This window comes from Corynebacterium tuberculostearicum, assembly GCF_016894265.1.
GTDB lineage: Bacteria > Actinomycetota > Actinomycetes > Mycobacteriales > Mycobacteriaceae > Corynebacterium > Corynebacterium tuberculostearicum_D.
This window is the reverse complement of the sequence record NZ_CP069791.1, coordinates 2,020,205-2,037,330: the sequence shown is the minus strand read 5'-3', so window position 1 is coordinate 2,037,330 and position 17,126 is coordinate 2,020,205. Positions and strand designations below refer to the sequence as shown.

Below are 17,126 nucleotides of genomic sequence, written 5' to 3'. Positions count from 1 at the left end.
GTCCCGGGCCGGCCTCATCCGCCTCGCTCTGTCCCGCCCCTTGGCCCCATCGCCTTTCGCCCCACCGCCCTTCGCGCTCACCAGCGCACGGCGATGGGGCTTTTTCTAGCTGCCGGTGAGCGGGAAGGGGGGCGTCGGCAAGCAATGCTCCCGTCGCGGACACCGGCATCCCTTCGACGACGGTGAGTGGGCCTCTCGGTGAGTGCGAGGGGGCGGTACCTCCCCACGCGCTCACTGGGGCAGAAAACGCGAGAACCCGCCGTCCGCGGTGAGCGCGAAGGGCGGGTGGAGGGGAGCGGGAGTGGGACTAGTCTTCGAGCTCGGCATCCAGGCGAGCCTGGTCGCGGCGGTGCTGGCGGCGACGAATGAAGGGGGTGAGGATGAGTACGGTGATTACACCGACGGCGGTGCCGAGGAGGTAAGAGGCGGGGCTGTGGCCGTCGGCAGGCGCGTAGGCGTTATAGGCAATGCCAGCGAACATGGCGATAAGTGGGATGAAATAGACGGCCATTGCGGTCCAATTTCGGCCCACTGGTGGGGTGGCGACGCGCTTGCGCATCCAAGCTGTGCCGATGGAATTGCCGAGGATGGACGGTACGAGCGCGAGGAAGCACAGCATGCTCATTCGGCCGGGGAGAACCCAGGCGAGGATTGCGGCGACGACGAGCTCGAGGAATGGGATGAGAGTGATGCCAATTGCGCAGGCTTTATAGAGCGTGTCGCGTTCGAATTCATCGCGAGTGGCGCGCTCGATTTCATTGAGGGAGTAGTTGGCAATGGCGTTAATCATGTTGTTCGGCTCCAAAGATTTCTTCGACGGATTTACCTAGTTCGTGGCAAATGTCCAGTGCGAGGTGCACCGAAGGGGAGTAATTGCCCCGTTCGATATTGGCGATGGTCTGGCGGGAGACGCCGGCTTTTTCAGCGAGTTCGGCTTGTGATAATTCGAGCCAGCGGCGCCATTTGCGGACCATGTTGGGGTGGTCGGCCATCTGGACTCCTTTACTGTGTGTCTTGCTTGCATATCCGAATGTAAAGGATAATTGTCATTAAAGCAAATGTTTCACACATAGATGCCATTTCCAGTAAGGCTGAGTTGCTGAGGTCGGAAGCTCAGGGTTGCGGCCTTTTAGCACCTCAAGAGTGGCTTTGATAAGTAGGATGGCTTCGCTGAGGTGGTAGTTGATGTCGTCGGCAGTAAAGCGCAAAACCGTATATCCGTGGGCGACGGCCGAGTTTTGTTTGGACCGGTCAGCTTGAAAGGCCTCGCTGTGCTTGTGGTATTCCCAGCCATCGACCTCCACAAGGAGCCTTCCAATCCTGAGATCAAAGCGGTACCCCGCAATGAGAGCATTGTGTTCTGGGAAAATTCCTTCAGTGCGCAGCTTTCTGCTTAAAGTGCGCTCCGGTGGGCTATCCGCTCCAATCGCGGCGTGCCGGATCGTCTCTTTTAGACTCCTTGGGACGCGCCGCATTCGCCGACGGTCCGTTTCTAGACGGCCGGGGCCGTGTTTTCCTCGGTAGTGTTCTTCCAGAAGAGGCCTGCACGCACGCGAAATCCTTCGCGCGGCCCACAACGGTTGCATCACCGGAAGGCCGTTGACATTGTGCGTGGCTTGAAGTCGCGAGTGTGAAACGCGAAAGCTCTTACCCTTCAAAGTGCGCGGTCCCTCCGCTTCCAGAGGAAATGTCAGCTGCCGGCCGAGGTAAATCTCTTGCGCCGTCTTTCCCGTGAAATGGATGCGGCTGAGCCCATGCGCCAGCGCCCGCGCCACCGCCCAGGGCGTCCATTCATCGGTATAAATCCCCCTGTGCACGCGATACAGCTTCCCCTCGCGCACTTTGCGACGAATCGCATCCTTGCTCAAACCTTGCCCGCGCAGTTCCGCGGTAGTCCATTCCCCCATGGGGCTTAACCTAAGCGGTCGTGGTGGGCTGTAGCTATGCGCGTCGCGGCATCCTGTGGATAACCCGGGGTTCGGGGGCGATTTTCCGCTGCGTGGTCCGGATAGCTGTGGATAACTGCCCTTCGCGCTCACCGGCGGCCCCGGGTTGCCCTGATTTGTGCTCCCCGTGAGCGCGACGGGAGGGGGCGTGGGCAGAGTTCGCCCTAGGCGCTCACCAGGTGACGAAAAAGAGAGACCCCGCCTCGTGCCGGTGAGCGCGAAGGGCGGGAGTGGCCGAGGGAGGACGGAGGGGCGAGGTGAGCCCCCTGGGATAAGGGGCTAGGTGAGGGGCAGCGTTGAGGTCGGGTTGATGCCGCGAACCTTGGAATTGATAACGCCGGCGATGGCGAGCACCACGAACATGGCGGCGGCGGAGAGGAGTTGGGTGCGGGCGGTGGCGTCGGTAAGCATGAGCACCGCGATGGCCGCAAAGAGGGCGAGGGCGAACCAGGTGAGGTAGGGGAAGGCCCACATGCGGATGGGGAGGGGGTGGAGGGCCTCGAGCTGGCGGCGCAGGCGTAGCTGGCTGACGGCGATGAAGACCCAGACGATGAGTAGGGAGGCGCCGGCGGCGTTGAGCATGAAGCTAAGCAGCCAGCCGGTATCGGCGTAGTTGAGCACCACCATGACGGCCGAGAGGAGGACAGAGAGGGCGATGGCGGTGGTGGGAACGCCGTCCTTATTGGTGGTGGTGAAGATGCGTGGGGCCTCGCCGCGGGAGGCTAGGGAATGCATCATGCGGGAGGAGGCGTAGATCTGCGAGTTGAAGGCGGAGAGTAGTGCGAGGACGATGACGACTTCCATGATGCCGGCCGCGCCCGGGATGCCGGCGCGCTCGAGAACCATGGTGAAGGGGGATTCCGCGGCCGTGGAGGCACCGCCCAGGATGGAATAGGGCAGGAGGAACGTGATGACGAGGACGGAGCCCAAGTAGAACACGGAGATACGCAAGATGGTGGAGCGCACGGCGTTGACTAGGGATTTTTCGGGGTCCTCGGATTCGGCAGAAGCGATGGCAACCACCTCGATGCCGCCGAAGGCGAAGGCTACGGCCAACAGGCCGGCCGCGACGCCGCCGAGGCCATTGGGCATGAAGCCGTCCTCCAAGAAGACGGAGGTACCGATGAAGGAATGGCCGGGCAGGAGGCCCAGGATGAGCAGCGCGCCGATAATGAGGAAGGCCACGATGACAACGACCTTGATGAGGGCGAACCAGTACTCGAATTCGCCGAAGCTGCGCACGCGCAGCAGATTGATGATTCCGAAGAGGACCACGCAGATGGCGGCGGGAATCCACGGCGAGACGTTGAACCAAGAGCCGATGAAGCCGGCCGCGCCGGTGATTTCGGCGCCCAGCACGGCGACGGTGGCTAGCCAATAGATCCAGCCCTGGGTAAAGCCCGCCCAGCGGCCGATGCCGTGTTCGGCGTATTCGGAAAAGGAGCCGGAGGCGGGGATAACGGTGCCCATCTCGCCCAGCATCTGCATCACCAAAATGGCCAGAAAGCCTGCGATGACGTAGGCGAGGAGCACGGCGGGGCCGGCGGCGGAAATGCCGACGCCGGTGCCCAAGAAAAGTCCGGCACCGATGGTGGAGCCTAGCCCCATCATGGTCAGGTGGCGGACCTTCAGGCCAGAACCGAGGGTGGAGGAGTTATCAGTCACCCCTCCATCTTATTTTGCCCGATTGGGCTATAGGAATCGGGGGTGTTAATTCTTGTGCAGCTCGTCGTTAAGCGCGACGGCCTCAGCCTTCCACTCCACGGCCTCAACCGCGCCGGAGACGGAGTTGCGGCGCAGCAGCATGCCGGAGGCACCGGAGAGCTGGGAGCCCTTGACGTTCTCGCCATTGTCGACGCCCAGTGCTTCCGCGACCTTGCCAAAGACGGCCACCTTGGTGCCGGCGGTGACGTAGAGGCCGGCTTCGACCACGGCGTCGTCGCCAAGCGAAATGCCAATGCCGGAGTTGGCGCCGAGGAGGCAGCGCTCGCCGATGGAGATGACCTCCTTGCCGCCGCCGGACAGGGTGCCCATGATGGACGCGCCGCCGCCGATATCGGAGCCATCGCCTACGACGACGCCCGCGGAGATGCGGCCTTCCACCATGGAGGCGCCTAGGGTGCCGGCGTTGAAGTTGACGAAGCCCTCGTGCATGACGGTGGTGCCCTCAGCCAGGTGGGCGCCCAGGCGGACGCGGTCTGCGTCACCGATGCGGACGCCGGACGGCACAACGTAGTCCACCATGCGGGGGAACTTGTCCACGGAGTAGACAACGACCGGGCCGCGGGAGGCCAGGCGGCCGCGCACCATCTGGAAATCGGACACGGCGCACGGGCCGTAGTTGGTCCAGACAACGTTGTTGAGGTGGCCGAAGATGCCATCCATATTCAGGCCGTGCGGCTTGACCGCGCGGTGGGAGAGCAGGTGCAGACGCAGGTAAGCATCGTAGGTATCGACGGGGGCGTCATCCAGATCCTTGATGGAGGTCTCAACGGCGACGCGGGCTACGCCGCGCTCCTCGTCCGGGCCGGCCAGCGCGGAGAACTGCTGGGGAACCTCCTCCAAGCGCTTGGTCTCGGTGGTCTCTACGTTCTTATCGGTGTATACGGCCGGGAACCATACGTCCAAGACGGTGCCGTTATGGGTAATGGTTGCTAGGCCACGTGCGGATGCAGAAGTCATGCCCGCTAGCTTAGCAACTACTTCCGCGCCCCCGCGCGCTGGCCGGTGGGAAGCACGAAGGACAAGATGACGAGCACCGCAGCCAGGATGAGCACCGAGATGACCTGGTTGCGCGCGGCCGGATCAAAGAGCATGAGCAGGGTCAGTCCGGCCAGGGCGGCGGCCGTAACCCACGGAAGCCAGGGGAAGCCGGGTACGTGGATCTCGGTCAGCTCGCCATTATCGCGCAGGACGGGGTGCAACTTGATAAAGGAAGCCACGATGAAGGACCAGATGACCAGCAGGCACCCTCCGACCGCGTTGAAGAGGAAGGCCAGAAGCCCTGGCGGGTTCCAGAACTGCAGGCCCACCGAAGCGAAGGCGAAGACCATGGACAAGATGACGGCGTTGATGGGGGAGCCGGCACGATTTTGCTTCAGGAAGAATCCCGGGGCGCAGTGGTCTTTGGCCATATCGAAGACCAAGCGGGAGGTGGCGTAAATCTGCGCGTTGAAGGCAGACAACAGTGCTAGGGCGATAATCGCCTCCATGAAGCCGGCCGCAAATGGAATCTTGGCGGCCGCGAGCACCAGGGTGAAGGGGGAATCGGCCGCGACATCGGCGTCTTGGATGGAGCTAAATGGCAGCGCCATGGTAATCACCACGATGGAGCCGATGTAGAAAATCATGATGCGCACGATAATGGCGCGCACCGCGGTGGCTACGTTGTGCGCCGGATCCTCGGACTCGGCCGCCGCGATGGTCACCAGCTCGATGCCGCCAAAGGCAAAGGCAACGGCCAGCAAACCGGCGGCGAAGCCCGGCATGCCATTGGGCAGGAAGTTCTCGGTGAAGTTGGTACCGGCCAAGGAGAAATCCATGCCCGGCAGGATGCCCAGCGCCATGAGTACGCCGATGACGAGGAAGGCGACGATGACGCCAACCTTGATGATGGCGAACCAGAACTCGAACTCACCAAAACCGCCCACGGCCGCGAAGTTGACCACCGCGAAGAAGGCCACGGCAATAAGCGCTGGAATCCACGGGGCAATATCGAACCAGTTGGAAATGATGGCGGCCGCGCCGGTGATTTCGGCACCCATGACCATGATCAGCATGAACCAGAAAATCCACCCCATGGTAAAGCGCGCCCAGTGGCCATAGGCCTGGCCGGCGTAGGTGGAAAATGACCCTAAAGAGGGGCGGGCGGCGGCCATCTCACCGAGCATCCACATCACCAGTGCGATAAGCGCGCCGGCTACGGCATAGGAGATGAGCACGGAGGTGCCGGAAATCTGGATGCCGAGGCCGACGCCGAGGAAAAGGCCGGCGCCTACGGCAGAGCCAAGGCCCATCATCGTGAGATGACGGGATTTCAATTGAGTGGCTTCGGCCATTGTTATCACCTTAGGGAGGACGAATTATTTGCAGTGAAGTGAACTTTACACAATGCGGTGAGCTGCGCGGGGCGCTAGCATGGCGCTTTGTGACTTTAGATCTATATGCAGACCCCATCGAACTAACCAAGGCGCTCGTGGATATTCCGAGCCCCTCCCACCATGAGGAGGCCATCGCAGACGCCATCGAAGAAGCGCTGCGCGGATTGGACATCGAGGTTGCCCGCTACGGCAATACCGTGTGCGCCCGGACGAACCGCGGGCTAGATTCCCGCGTAGTACTCGCCGGCCACATTGATACCGTTCCGTTGGCAGAAAATGTACCGCATCACATGGAAACCTCTGAAGACGGGGTAGAGATTATGTGGGGCTGCGGCACTGTGGACATGAAGTCCGGCATGGCCGTCTACCTCAATGCCTTTGCCCAGCTGCACGAAGCGGACGAGCTCAAGCATGACCTCACCGTCATCGCCTACGAGGGCGAAGAAGTGGCCACTGAATTTAATGGCCTGGGCCACCTGCAAAAAGACCACCCGGAGTGGCTCGAGGGCGACTTCGCGCTCTTAGGCGAGCCCTCCGGCGCCATGGTGGAGGCTGGCTGCCAGGGCTCCATTCGCCTGCGCGTGACCGCCCATGGCACCCGCGCGCACTCGGCCCGCGCCTGGCTCGGCTCCAACGCAGCACACAAGCTCGCACCCATTATGAGCCGCATCGCCGCCTATGAGTCCTGCGATGTCACCATCGATGGCTGCACCTACCGCGAGGGCCTCAACATCGTCCACCTCGAGTCCGGCGTGGCCACCAATACGCTGCCGGATGAGGCATGGATGTTTGTAAACTTCCGCTTCGCCCCAGACCGCACGAGCGAGGAGGCGCTGGACTACATGAAGTCCATCATCGGCGAGGAAGAAGACGTCACCTTCGAGATCGACGACATCGCACCGGCCGCCCAGCCCGGTTTGGGCCAGCCAGCGGCCAAGGCTCTTATCGACGCCGTCGGGGGCAACGTCCGCGCCAAGTACGGCTGGACCGACGTCGCCCGCTTCTCCGAAATGGGCACCCCAGCCGTAAACTTCGGCGCCGGCGACCCCGGGTTCGCGCATAAGAAGGACGAGCAGGTCCCCACCGCCCAGATCACCGAAGTATCCACTGCCCTCTTGAACTACCTGAAGGGATAGACCATGACCCCTGAGCAGATGCGCACCCTGCGCGGCCCGATGCTGCTGCGCACCGAAGGCGAGCAGGCCTCCACCTTTGACCAGCGGCTCTTGGAGTCCGGCGCGGACCATGAGTGGCAGCATGCCGATCCGTGGCGCGTCCTGCGCATCCAAGGCGAGTTCGTCGCTGGCTTCGATGCGCTTTCCAAGCTGCCGAAGGCCGTGACCGTCTTCGGTTCCGCACGCACCACGCCGGAGGATGCGAGCTACCAGTTGGGCGTCGAGGTTGGCCGCAAGCTGGCCGAGCACTCCTATGCCGTCATCACCGGCGGCGGCCCCGGCATCATGGAGGCAGCCAACCGCGGCGCCCACGAGGCCGGCGGGCTATCCGTGGGCCTGGGCATCGAGCTTCCCCACGAGCAGGGGCTTAATGAGTATGTGGATCTGGGCCTGAATTTCCGCTACTTCTTTGCCCGCAAGACAATGTTCTTGAAGTACTCGCAGGCTTTCATCTGCCTGCCTGGCGGCATGGGCACGATGGATGAGTTCTTCGAGGTCATGTGCATGGTGCAGACCGGAAAGGTAACCAATTACCCCATCGTGCTCATGGGCACCGAGTATTGGTCCGGCCTGCTGGAATGGATGGATAACACGCTCGCGGCCAGCGGCTATATCAACGAGGGCGACCGGGAGCTTTTCCTGCTTACCGACGACCCCGATGAGGCCCTCTCCCACATCATCCAGCGCCACCAAGTCATGAGCGATAAGCGCATCAGGGAGCCGCGTTGAGCCTCGCGCGTGTGATGGCGATTGTCAATCGCACCCCGGATTCCTTCTATGACAAGGGCGCAACCTTTGACCTCGACCCGGCGCTGCGCCGTTGTGATGAGGTGATCGCAGCGGGTGCGTCGATCGTCGATATTGGCGGTGTGAAGGCTGGCCCCGGCAAGGCCGTGGACGCGGCGGAGGAAATCGACCGCGTGGTGCCGACCATCGAGAAGGTGCACGAGCGCCACCCGGACGTGCTCATCTCCGTCGATACTTGGCGCAGCGAGGTAGCCGAGGCAGCCATCGCAGCCGGCGCCGGCCTGGTCAATGACACCTGGGCCGGTTGGGACCCCGAGCTCATCGAGGTCGCCGGCCACCACCGCGTGGGCTACGTGTGCTCGCACACCGGCGGCATCACCCCGCGCACCCGGCCCCACCGAGTGCACTTTGATGACGTGGTGGCCGATGTCATCGCGGAAACCACCCAACTGGCCGAGCGCGCCGCCTCCCTCGGCTGCCCGGAGGACCTGACGTTCATCGATCCGACGCATGACTTTGGCAAAAACACCTTTCACGGGCTCGAGCTCCTGCGGCGCATCGACGAGGTCGTCGCCACTGGATGGCCGGTGCTCATGGCGCTATCCAATAAGGACTTCGTGGGCGAGACCCTTGACCGCGGGGTAGGCGAGCGCGTGGCCGGCACCCTGGCCGCTACCGCGTGGTCTGCCGCCCGCGGCGTGGCCGCCTTTCGCGTGCACGAGGTGGCCGAGACGGCTGATGTCATCCGCATGACCGCCGCCATCCAAGGCGAGGTCGCCCCGCTAGCAACCACGCGAGGCCTTGCATGAGCGTCTCCGTTATCATTCCAGCGCTCAACGAGGAGGGCACCGTCGCGGACGTCGTGCGCGCCTGCCTGGCCGATGAACCGCTCGAGGTGCTCGTCATCGACGCCGACTCCACCGACGACACCGCCTCCCGCGCTGCTGATGCCGGAGCGGATGTGCGCAATTGGCGCGATATCCTCCCAGAGGAACCGCGACCCGGTAAGGGCGAATCCCTCTGGCGCGGGGTTGCCGCGGCGAAGGGAGATATCGTCGTCTTTGTCGACGCCGACCTCGAATCCGCCGCGCCCGGCATGGTCTCGGCCTTGGCCGCGCCCTTCGCCGACCCCGCGGTGGAGATGGTCAAAGCCTGCTACCGCCGCAGCCTCAACGGCCAGCCCACCGGCGGCGGCCGCGTGACCGAACTGACCGCCAAGCCGCTCATCAAGCAGCTCTTTCCCGAGCTCGCCCACATCGATCAGCCCCTTGGAGGCGAATACGCCCTGCGCCGCGCCACCGCCTTAGAACTTCCCTTCGTGGAGGGGTATGGGGTGGAAGCGGGGCTAATGGTGGACGTCGCCAAGCGGGGCAAAGTCGCACAGGTAGACCTGGGCACGCGGGTACACCGCAACCGGCCGCTGCACGAGCTGGCGCCGATGGCCGAGGTGGTTGCGCGCACGCTGCTCGCCCGCGCCGGGGTCCTCGCGCCCGTTGCTCAACGCCCGCCGCTAAAAGGTAAGGTTTAAGCCATGCTGTCTTGGATTATGCTCCTCCTTGTCCTCATCGCCCTGACCGTCATCGGCACCTGGGTATGGGGCTCCATCTTTGGCCGCGGCGAGGTCATGCACCCGCTCGACGAGCCGCAGAAGGTGCGCGAAAATAACCGCGCCGCCCTCCGCGAAGGCCGCCTTGACCAGGTGAAATTCGAGGTAGTTCCCCGTGGATACCGCCAGGACCAGGTAGACGATCTCCTCGCGCAACTGGAAGAACAACTATCTTCCGCGCAGAAAAGGTCTAAGCTGGAAGGAAAAGAAGTTAACTAAAGGAGACTCACTATGGCAGCAATGAAGCCGCGCACGACGGGCGGAGAAATGGAAGCAGTAGAGGAGTCCCGCAAAATTGTCATGCGCATCCCCTCGGATGGCGGCGGTCGCATCGTCATCGAGCTGAGCAAGGACGAGGCCGCCGAGCTCGGTTCCCTGTTGACCGAGGTTTCTAGCTAGTCTAGGTACATGCTTTCTCATATCGTCGACATTCTGGCCGATCCCAACGATGGCACCGCGCTTTCTGGTGCCGATGATTTCTCTCGCCTCGTTTCGGAATCCGGCCACTCTTATGATGTGGCCAAGCAGGGCTACGTCACCCTCGCGGCCGGCGCCGGACTCAAGCACAAGGGCGATGACATGGATATGGTCAACGCCCGCGAGACCTATTTGGCCATGGGCCACTTCGCGCCCTTCGTTGAGGCCGTAACCGGGGCCGTCCAGGACGGACTGGATTCCGCCTCCCTGGCCGAGTCCACGCCCGCCTCCCTCCTCGAGGTGGGTGCCGGCACCGGCTACTACCTGGCCCACACCCTGGACTCCATCGCGGAGGCCCGCGGCGTTGGCCTCGACATTTCCCCGCACGCTGCGAAGCACTTGGCTAAGTGCCACCCGCGCGTCGGCGCCGTCGTGGCCGATGTGTGGGAGCGCCTTCCCATCCAGGATGAGTCCGTCGACGCAATCTCCGTCGTCTTCGCCCCGCGCAATCCCGCCGAATTCCAGCGCGTGCTTGCCCCAGGCGGCCAGGTCATCGTCTTGACCCCCGGCGCCGGACACCTGGATGAGCTGCGCGAGCCGCTCGGCATCCTCGGCGTGGAAGAAGGCAAGGTCGAGCGCATGTATGAGCAGGCCGAGGGCTTCCTCGAGCAGGCGGCCGACCCGGTCGATATCTCGTTCCCCATCGAGCTTGATAAGGCCTCCGTCGCCGCTCAGGTAGGCATGAGCCCGTCCGCGCGCCACATCAGCGCCGGCGAACTCGCCGAGCGCATGGCCGCGCTGCCCCCGACGCTCACGGTCACCGCTCGCGCCCGCTTGGACCGCCTCCGCGCCGTCTAGCTCCCGGCTGGCCCCAGCCACCTCACCGCCCTTCGCGCTCACCGGCAGCGCGTGGGGCGGTTCTTTCGTCTCCCCAGTGAGCGCGAGGGGAGGTTTTCGCCTTTGCCGCTCACCGGCACACGCTTTCCGACGCCCCAGCTTCTCCCCGTGAGCGCGAAGGACGCGTATGAGGGAGCGAGGACAGACGCGGCTCAGCGGAGTGAGGCCGAAAACGCGCAACCCCGCCCTTGCCGCTCACCAGGGGAGGCGGAACCGCGGTGGGCGGCCGCGCCGGTGAGCGCGAAGGGCGGGGAGGGGCAGGGGAGGGACGGGTTAGGTGAGGAGGGGCAGGCCGGCGTTGAGAGCCTGGCGGATTAAAGCTTGGAGCCGGAGCGCTGCCAGTCCTGTTCGATGACGGCATCGCCGGAAGTCTCGACTCGCAGGCCGGAGCAGCCGCCTTCGAAGTAGACGCGGGAGGCCATGGCGATGAGACCGCCGTCGACGAATACCTCAACGGTGGAGCCGTCTTGGATGATGGTGAGGGTATCGGAGTCGCCTTCGGCAAGCGTGGCGGTGGCGGGCTCGGAATCGGCGAAACAGTGGTCGAAGGCCTTGTTCATGGAGCGATCGAGGCTGATGTCATCGCCGGAGTGGCAGATGGTGGCGGCGGGGTCACCGGCGCCGTCGAGAAGTGTGACCGTTACGCAGGAACCGGAAGGGACCTCCATGACGCCGGTCCAGGAACGGGCGTAATCGGAGAGGTTGACGGCATCGGGCAGGCCGCGGGCGGGGGCTTGGTAGAGGACGCCGCCCTCGAGGGTGACTCGGCGGGGCAGGGACAGGGCATTGGCCCAGCCTTCGGCTTCCCAGGAGGCGTGCTTGGTGGCGTCGTCGCCGCGGCCGTTGCCGTTGAGGAGGCCGACGATGACGGCCCGCTCGTAGCGCTGCTCTGGGGTGAGAGTGCCGGTGGTCGTATTGGTATTGCGCGGACGGGAGAAGTCGTGGCCGAAGTCTACGCGGCGGAAGCCGGAGACCACGGTAAAAGTAGTGCCCTCCAGCCGGCCGACGAGGTAACCGGAGACGTCGCGGCCGCCGCGCTCTAGGGTGACGAAGAGGACGTCGTAGATATTGCCGTCGACCTCATCGCGCAGGCGGACCAAGCGCGGGGAGACGACCGGCGGGATGGGCGAGGTAGCGGGGACCTCGCCTTCGAGGAAGCCAGGGTCGCCGTCGAACTTGAGGCTGCCGCGCAGCCGCCAGGACACGCCATCGGCAGATTCGAGGATGACGGGAACCGGGGCGTCGGAGTGGCCGGTGAGCGCGAGCATGAGCCAGCCGTCGTGGCCGTCATCGCGGTCCTCGGAGGCCCAATCGGGCACCACGGAGGGGGAGCGGAAGTGATCAAAGTTGCGGGTATTGCCTACGACCTCGCCAAAACGGACGACATTGGGGTCGAGGGCTTGCGGGTCATCGGAGACCTCGCAGATTTCGTCCACGTCAGCGTAGCGGGCGAGGTGAACGGAGATACCGGCGGCGGTCACGGAAGTGAAGTAAAGGTGGATATCGTCCGGGCCTTGGGCTACGGAACCGGCACGCAGGGAGAGCTCGCCGCCAACGGGCGCGAGGGCATCGTCGCAGTCCAACCAGTCAAAGGGAGACTCTTCGGAGTAGGTGTGTCCCCAGCGGGCAGGGGAGTCCGCGGTGGGGCGGTACTGGTAGAACAGGTGCCAGGTATCGCCGTCGCGCAGGATTCCAGCGGGGGCGTCGAGGACGCCGTCTTCGGGGACAAAATGCAGTTCGGGGCGGTGAGTTGTCACGGCTATCCTTCCTTAAATCAAGCTGCGGTAGATATCGACGGTCTGGGCGGCAATGGTAGCCCAAGAGAAATCGCGGATGGCGCGCTCGCGGCCGGCGCGGCCAAATTGGGTGGCGCGCTCTTTATCGGCGGCGACGTCATTGACGGCGGCGGCGAGGTCGGCTTCGAAGGCGGCGGTAGCGGCGGCGTCGTAAGGCACCAGCACACCGGTCTCGCCATCGACCACAACCTCCGGAATGCCGCCTACGTTGGAGGCGACGACGGCCGTGCCGCAGGCCATAGCTTCTAGGTTGACGATGCCGAGCGGCTCGTAGATGGACGGGCAGACGAAAACATCTGCGCCGGAGTATATCTGCTGGACCTCATTGCGCGGGAGCATGTCCTTGACCCAGAAAATGCCATCGCGCTGGGCGCGCAGCTCATCTACCAGCGCCTCGGTCTCCGCCGCGATTTCGGGCGTATCGGGCGCGCCGGCGCACAGCACCAGCTGGATATCCGGGTCGAATTTCTGCGCCGCCTGCAGCAGGTGCTTTACGCCTTTCTGCCGGGTAATGCGGCCGACAAAGGCAACGATGGGGCGTTGCTTATCGACGCCCAGCTTGTCCAACACATCCCCCTCTCGCGGCTGCCACAGCTCGGTGTCGATGCCGTTGAGGACGACGTGGACTTTGGAGGCGTCGATGCGCGGGTAGGCATCCAGGATGGAGTCCTTCATGCCGGCGGAGACGGCGATGACGGCGTCGGCATATTCCATGGCGTTCTTCTCAGACCAAGAGGAAACGTCATAGCCGCCGCCGAGCTGCTCGCGCTTCCACGGGCGGTGCGGCTCCAGCGAGTGGGCGGTGACCACGTGCGGAATATCGTAGAGCTGGGCGGAAAGATGGCCGGCGAGGCCCGTGTACCACGTGTGGGAATGGGCGATGTCGATATCAGAGGCGGCATCGGCCATGCGAAGCCCGGTGGACAAGGTCTTAAGCGCGCCATTGGCACCCTCGAGTGCGGGGTCTACGCCGTGGACAAAGACGTCTTCTTCTTCGCGCGGGGAGCCCATGCAGTGCACGGAGACATCGATGATATCGCGCATAAAACGGGTGAGTTCAGCTACGTGAACTCCGGCCCCGCCGTAGATTTCCGGCGGGTATTCTTTGGAAAAGATTCCGGCTCTCATGCCCACCCAGAATACGTATCTCTGGTGCCGCGTGCAGAAATACGGGATGGGGGTAGAAATGTGCATATATCTGCTGCGAAATGTGGGATTTGCGGTTAGGTTTGGAAACGTGAGAAGCCTGCCAAATGTCCTAGCCATCGTCCTAGCCGGCGGCGAGGGAAAGCGCCTTTTTCCCCTGACCGAAGACCGCGCTAAGCCCGCCGTGCCTTTTGGCGGGTCCTACCGCCTCATTGATTTTGTCCTGTCCAATCTGGTCAACGCCGGCTACCTCAAGATTGCGGTGCTGACGCAGTACAAATCCCACTCCCTAGACCGCCACATTTCCCAGGCATGGAATTTGGCGGGGCCGACGCCGCAGTACATTGCCTCGGTGCCTGCCCAGCAGCGCCGCGGCAAGCGGTGGTACAACGGTTCGGCGGATGCCATTGTGCAGTCGCTTAACCTCATCTATGACGAGAAGCCGGACTACGTCATCGTCTTCGGCGCAGACCACGTCTACCGCATGGATCCGGCGCAGATGGTAGAAGAGCACATCGCCACAGGGCTAGATTGCTCGGTGGCCGGCATTCGCGTGCCGCGCTCGGAGGCAACGGCGTTCGGATGCATCCAGGCCGACGGCATGGGAACCATCACGGAGTTCGTGGAAAAGCCTGCGGACCCACCGGCTACGCCGGATGATCCGAATATGAGCTATGCCTCGATGGGCAACTATGTCTTTACGGCGCAGGCGCTTATTGACGCCCTCTTGGAGGACGAAAAGAACGAGGACTCCGCCCACGATATGGGCGGCGATATTATTCCGTACTTTGTGGAGCGCGGGCAGGCACACGTCTATGACTTCATGGCCAATGAGGTGCCGGGATCTACCGAGCGCGATCACGGCTACTGGCGCGACGTGGGCACCATCGATTCCTTCTATGAAGCGCACATGGACATGATTTCGGTGCACCCGATCTTCAACCTCTATAACCGGAATTGGCCGATTCACTCCACGGATGACTCCAATTTCCCACCGGCGAAGTTCGTGCAAAATGGCATCGCGCAGTCCTCGATGGTGGCGCCGGGTTGCATCGTCTCCGGCGGCACGGTGCGCAATTCCGTGCTGGCGTCTGACGTCCACGTGGCCGATGGCGCCACGGTCGAAGGATCGGTCATCCTGCCGGGCGTGCGCATCGGACGGGGTGCCGTGGTGCGCCGCGCGATCCTCGATAAGAACGTCGTCGTCAGCGATGGCGCAATTATCGGCGTGGACCGCGAGCGCGATGAGGAGCGCTTCAAGGTTTCTGACGGCGGCGTGGTTGTCGTCGGCAAAAACCAGAAGGTCTAAAGCTTCGTTACAACGGTGAGCCCGGACCCCAGTGGCAAGCGGGTGACGTTCGCGCCCTCGAGCTCGCGCAGGTACTCGTCTGCTTCGCGGGCAGCGGCGGTGTCGCGGTCGGTCCGGGAGGCGTCGGCAAGCGTGCCATCGAGCAAAGAATTAGCCAGGACCAGGGTGCCGCCTTGGTGCAGCAGTGGCCACGCGGCCTTGATGATGGCGGGGAGCTCGAGCGCGGCGACGTCGGCGTAGATGACCTGGTAGGCATCATTAGCCAGCCGGCCCATGACCTCGAGTGGGCGAGACGGCAGGAAGCGGCCGCGTGAAGGTGCATAGCCCGCCTCGCGGAAGGCGGTCTTGGCGCTGCGCTGGTGCTCCGCCTCGGGGTCGATGCAGGTCAAGATGCCATTATCGGGCATGCCGGCAAGCAGGTAGAGGCCTACCACATTGGCGGCCGGGGTGATCGCCACGGACTGGGGGCGTTCGGTAGAGCCGGACGAGGCGGCCGTCAGCGTGGTGAGCAGCTGGCCCGTTGATTCATCTGGAACGGGCAGACCGTACTCATCGGCGTGGTCGCGCGCGCCACGCAGGGCCGCGGAGGGCTCGCTGGTGGTCTCGATATAAGAACGCAGTGCTTCATATGCGGTAGTAGTCACGTAATAAACCTTAGGGAAAAGTGTCCGCAAATGTGGCAAAAACGCGCCTAGCCAGCGAGGTTGTGGTGGGTGGGGATAATGTGACGGACTCACAGGAAATTATCAGCACTGTGGCTGGAGTTTCACTTTGAAGTATAGAAAGATGACATGCATGACAACAACGAAGCGCGATGCCGAATCCCTTCAGCCCGCCACCCCTGAGGTGGAGTTGACCGGTACCGCGGCGTTCGATGCCGGTGAAGCCGACATGCCCGCCTGGGGTGACCTCGTGGCCGAACATGCCGATGGCGTCTACCGCTTGGCGTATCGCCTCTCCGGCAACCAGCACGATGCAGAAGACCTCACTCAGGAAACCTTCATGCGTGTCTTCCGCTCCCTGGATAAATACCAGGCGGGTACGTTTGAAGGCTGGCTGCACCGTATTACCACCAACCTCTTCTTGGACATGGTCCGCCATCGCTCCAAGATCCGCATGGAGGCCCTGCCGGAGGATTATGAGCGCGTGCCCGGCACGGATATGACGCCGGAGCAGGCCTATACCGTGGCCAACCTGGACCCAGCGCTGCAATCCGCGCTCGATGGCCTGGCTCCCGATTTCCGCGTGGCCGTGGTGCTGTGTGATGTGGTTGGTATGAGCTATGACGAGATTGCGGAGACCCTGGGCGTCAAGATGGGTACGGTGCGCTCCCGCATCCACCGCGGCCGTTCCCAACTGCGCGCGGCGCTCGAAAAAGAGGCGCAAACCAATGCGGAAACCCGCATGCTGCTGCGCACGCGTTAAAGCACCGCGCGCTAAACTTTAAAGAAACTGCATAGTCCCCGCTGCCGGCGGGGACTTTCCGTGTTACGGAAGGCCAAGCAACTAGTGGAGGAGGGTGTCGATGGACTCGCTGCGAGGACGCCGGACCGTGTCCACGCTGAGCGTGCGCGGCGGATTCGATGCCGCCCAGGCCAAAGCCCGCGATAAGGCGAAAGCCAAGGCGCGGCGCAGCGATACCATCGGGCACCTTGGCCCAGAGGCTGTCGTTGCCTTCGTAGACGGGGAGATGGAGCCGAAATTCATGCACCGCGTGCGCATCCACTTGGTGCACTGCGCCGAGTGCCGCGCGGATGTACATCAGCAGCGCCATGCCTCAGAGTGGGTTCGCCACTGCGCGGATTCCGCTAAGGTCAAGGCGCCGCAATCCCTGCTGGCAAAGCTCGCGGGCATTGCCACCGAAGAGGTTGCGCCCGGGCCGGATGCGGCAACGCCCGTGCACCGGCCGCAGCAGGATTTTTTGGACAAGGTGGAGATGGTGGTTCGCGCAATCAAGCACAATCAGCGCGGCTAAGAGTGAGGGACT

Annotated in this window: 19 protein-coding genes; 10 read left to right on the top strand and 9 right to left on the bottom strand. The window is 63.4% G+C overall.

Annotation, left to right across the window (positions count from 1 at the left end):
- Positions 1–307: 307 nt before the first annotated feature.
- From I6J28_RS09715 to I6J28_RS09690, 6 genes are all read right to left on the bottom strand, one after another.
- Positions 308–790, bottom strand: coding sequence for a transcriptional regulator (locus tag I6J28_RS09715; protein WP_204609553.1), 483 nt, complete (start codon positions 788–790; stop codon positions 308–310).
- Positions 783–992 carry a helix-turn-helix transcriptional regulator gene (locus I6J28_RS09710; protein WP_049377975.1) on the bottom strand — a complete coding sequence of 70 codons (210 nt, stop codon included), beginning with the start codon at positions 990–992 and terminating at the stop codon, positions 783–785. Before I6J28_RS09710 ends, I6J28_RS09715 begins: the two co-directional genes overlap by 8 nt.
- Before the next feature lie 57 nt (positions 993–1,049).
- On the bottom strand, positions 1,050–1,907 hold the full coding sequence (locus I6J28_RS09705; RefSeq protein ID WP_204609551.1) for a type IV toxin-antitoxin system AbiEi family antitoxin domain-containing protein: 858 nt from the start codon (positions 1,905–1,907) through the stop codon (positions 1,050–1,052).
- Between the two features lie 318 nt (positions 1,908–2,225).
- Positions 2,226–3,557, bottom strand: coding sequence for an amino acid permease (locus I6J28_RS09700; protein ID WP_239454674.1), 1,332 nt, complete (start codon positions 3,555–3,557; stop codon positions 2,226–2,228).
- A gap of 99 nt (positions 3,558–3,656) precedes the next feature.
- The gene (dapD, locus tag I6J28_RS09695; protein ID WP_204609547.1) at positions 3,657–4,628 is read right to left on the bottom strand and encodes a 2,3,4,5-tetrahydropyridine-2,6-dicarboxylate N-succinyltransferase; all 972 of its coding nucleotides are present in this window, start codon (positions 4,626–4,628) and stop codon (positions 3,657–3,659) included.
- A gap of 17 nt (positions 4,629–4,645) precedes the next feature.
- Entirely contained in the window at positions 4,646–6,004 is a 1,359-nt protein-coding gene (locus I6J28_RS09690) for an amino acid permease (protein ID WP_204609545.1), read from the bottom strand.
- Positions 6,005–6,093: 89 nt separating this feature from the next.
- Between I6J28_RS09690 and dapE the strand changes: the two genes are divergently transcribed.
- From dapE to I6J28_RS09655, 7 genes are read left to right on the top strand one after another with little or no spacing between them, the layout of a single operon-like run.
- A complete protein-coding gene (gene dapE / locus I6J28_RS09685) occupies positions 6,094–7,182 on the top strand; it encodes a succinyl-diaminopimelate desuccinylase (protein ID WP_204609543.1) in 1,089 nt (362 codons plus the stop codon).
- Positions 7,183–7,185: 3 nt separating this feature from the next.
- Positions 7,186–7,950, top strand: a complete 765-nt coding sequence (locus I6J28_RS09680; RefSeq protein ID WP_198492838.1) for a TIGR00730 family Rossman fold protein — start codon at positions 7,186–7,188, stop codon at positions 7,948–7,950.
- 14 nt (positions 7,951–7,964) lie between these two features.
- Complete coding sequence (folP, locus tag I6J28_RS09675) at positions 7,965–8,777, top strand: dihydropteroate synthase (RefSeq protein ID WP_200435252.1); 813 nt, start codon at positions 7,965–7,967, stop codon at positions 8,775–8,777.
- Positions 8,774–9,496, top strand: coding sequence for a glucosyl-3-phosphoglycerate synthase (locus tag I6J28_RS09670; protein ID WP_204609541.1), 723 nt, complete (start codon positions 8,774–8,776; stop codon positions 9,494–9,496). The genes folP and I6J28_RS09670 overlap by 4 nt, the downstream gene beginning before the upstream one ends.
- Before the next feature lie 3 nt (positions 9,497–9,499).
- Positions 9,500–9,793 carry a DivIVA domain-containing protein gene (locus I6J28_RS09665; protein ID WP_005327512.1) on the top strand — a complete coding sequence of 98 codons (294 nt, stop codon included), beginning with the start codon at positions 9,500–9,502 and terminating at the stop codon, positions 9,791–9,793.
- A 12-nt stretch (positions 9,794–9,805) separates the two neighbouring features.
- Complete coding sequence (locus tag I6J28_RS09660) at positions 9,806–9,973, top strand: DUF3117 domain-containing protein (RefSeq protein ID WP_005323535.1); 168 nt, start codon at positions 9,806–9,808, stop codon at positions 9,971–9,973.
- A 9-nt stretch (positions 9,974–9,982) separates the two neighbouring features.
- Complete coding sequence (locus tag I6J28_RS09655; protein ID WP_204609539.1) at positions 9,983–10,849, top strand: methyltransferase domain-containing protein; 867 nt, start codon at positions 9,983–9,985, stop codon at positions 10,847–10,849.
- A gap of 353 nt (positions 10,850–11,202) precedes the next feature.
- Here the strand turns inward: I6J28_RS09655 and I6J28_RS09650 are convergent, their stop codons facing one another.
- Entirely contained in the window at positions 11,203–12,645 is a 1,443-nt protein-coding gene (locus I6J28_RS09650; protein WP_204609537.1) for a GH32 C-terminal domain-containing protein, read from the bottom strand.
- A gap of 12 nt (positions 12,646–12,657) precedes the next feature.
- The gene (gene glgA / locus I6J28_RS09645) at positions 12,658–13,812 is read right to left on the bottom strand and encodes a glycogen synthase (RefSeq protein WP_204609535.1); all 1,155 of its coding nucleotides are present in this window, start codon (positions 13,810–13,812) and stop codon (positions 12,658–12,660) included.
- A 109-nt stretch (positions 13,813–13,921) separates the two neighbouring features.
- On the opposite strand from glgA, the gene glgC reads away from it, so the two are divergent.
- The gene (gene glgC, locus I6J28_RS09640) at positions 13,922–15,139 is read left to right on the top strand and encodes a glucose-1-phosphate adenylyltransferase (RefSeq protein ID WP_204609533.1); all 1,218 of its coding nucleotides are present in this window, start codon (positions 13,922–13,924) and stop codon (positions 15,137–15,139) included.
- Here glgC and I6J28_RS09635 read toward each other — a convergent pair.
- Entirely contained in the window at positions 15,136–15,783 is a 648-nt protein-coding gene (locus tag I6J28_RS09635; RefSeq protein WP_204609531.1) for an O-methyltransferase, read from the bottom strand. The genes glgC and I6J28_RS09635 overlap by 4 nt on opposite strands.
- Before the next feature lie 151 nt (positions 15,784–15,934).
- Between I6J28_RS09635 and sigE the strand changes: the two genes are divergently transcribed.
- Together sigE and I6J28_RS09625 are read left to right on the top strand one after the other, a co-directional pair.
- Positions 15,935–16,564, top strand: a complete 630-nt coding sequence (gene sigE / locus I6J28_RS09630) for an RNA polymerase sigma factor SigE (protein WP_204609529.1) — start codon at positions 15,935–15,937, stop codon at positions 16,562–16,564.
- Positions 16,565–16,664: 100 nt separating this feature from the next.
- Positions 16,665–17,114, top strand: coding sequence for an anti-sigma factor family protein (locus tag I6J28_RS09625; protein WP_034668126.1), 450 nt, complete (start codon positions 16,665–16,667; stop codon positions 17,112–17,114).
- The last annotated feature ends 12 nt before the right edge of the window (positions 17,115–17,126 follow it).

What these genes read in the sequence shown, in the direction of transcription:
- I6J28_RS09680 (WP_198492838.1), top strand. Translation starts at nt 7,186, where the DNA reads ATGACCCCTGAGCAGATGCGCACCCTGCGCGGCCCGATGCTGCTGCGC.
- I6J28_RS09705 (WP_204609551.1), bottom strand. Translation starts at nt 1,907, where the DNA reads ATGGGGGAATGGACTACCGCGGAACTGCGCGGGCAAGGTTTGAGCAAG.
- I6J28_RS09715 (WP_204609553.1), bottom strand. Translation starts at nt 790, where the DNA reads ATGATTAACGCCATTGCCAACTACTCCCTCAATGAAATCGAGCGCGCC.
- I6J28_RS09690 (WP_204609545.1), bottom strand. Translation starts at nt 6,004, where the DNA reads ATGGCCGAAGCCACTCAATTGAAATCCCGTCATCTCACGATGATGGGC.
- I6J28_RS09625 (WP_034668126.1), top strand. Translation starts at nt 16,665, where the DNA reads ATGGACTCGCTGCGAGGACGCCGGACCGTGTCCACGCTGAGCGTGCGC.
- I6J28_RS09710 (WP_049377975.1), bottom strand. Translation starts at nt 992, where the DNA reads ATGGCCGACCACCCCAACATGGTCCGCAAATGGCGCCGCTGGCTCGAA.
- I6J28_RS09655 (WP_204609539.1), top strand. Translation starts at nt 9,983, where the DNA reads ATGCTTTCTCATATCGTCGACATTCTGGCCGATCCCAACGATGGCACC.
- I6J28_RS09670 (WP_204609541.1), top strand. Translation starts at nt 8,774, where the DNA reads ATGAGCGTCTCCGTTATCATTCCAGCGCTCAACGAGGAGGGCACCGTC.
- sigE (WP_204609529.1), top strand. Translation starts at nt 15,935, where the DNA reads ATGACAACAACGAAGCGCGATGCCGAATCCCTTCAGCCCGCCACCCCT.
- folP (WP_200435252.1), top strand. Translation starts at nt 7,965, where the DNA reads ATGGCGATTGTCAATCGCACCCCGGATTCCTTCTATGACAAGGGCGCA.
- dapD (WP_204609547.1), bottom strand. Translation starts at nt 4,628, where the DNA reads ATGACTTCTGCATCCGCACGTGGCCTAGCAACCATTACCCATAACGGC.
- I6J28_RS09665 (WP_005327512.1), top strand. Translation starts at nt 9,500, where the DNA reads ATGCTGTCTTGGATTATGCTCCTCCTTGTCCTCATCGCCCTGACCGTC.
- glgA (WP_204609535.1), bottom strand. Translation starts at nt 13,812, where the DNA reads ATGAGAGCCGGAATCTTTTCCAAAGAATACCCGCCGGAAATCTACGGC.
- I6J28_RS09700 (WP_239454674.1), bottom strand. Translation starts at nt 3,557, where the DNA reads ATGATGGGGCTAGGCTCCACCATCGGTGCCGGACTTTTCTTGGGCACC.
- I6J28_RS09660 (WP_005323535.1), top strand. Translation starts at nt 9,806, where the DNA reads ATGGCAGCAATGAAGCCGCGCACGACGGGCGGAGAAATGGAAGCAGTA.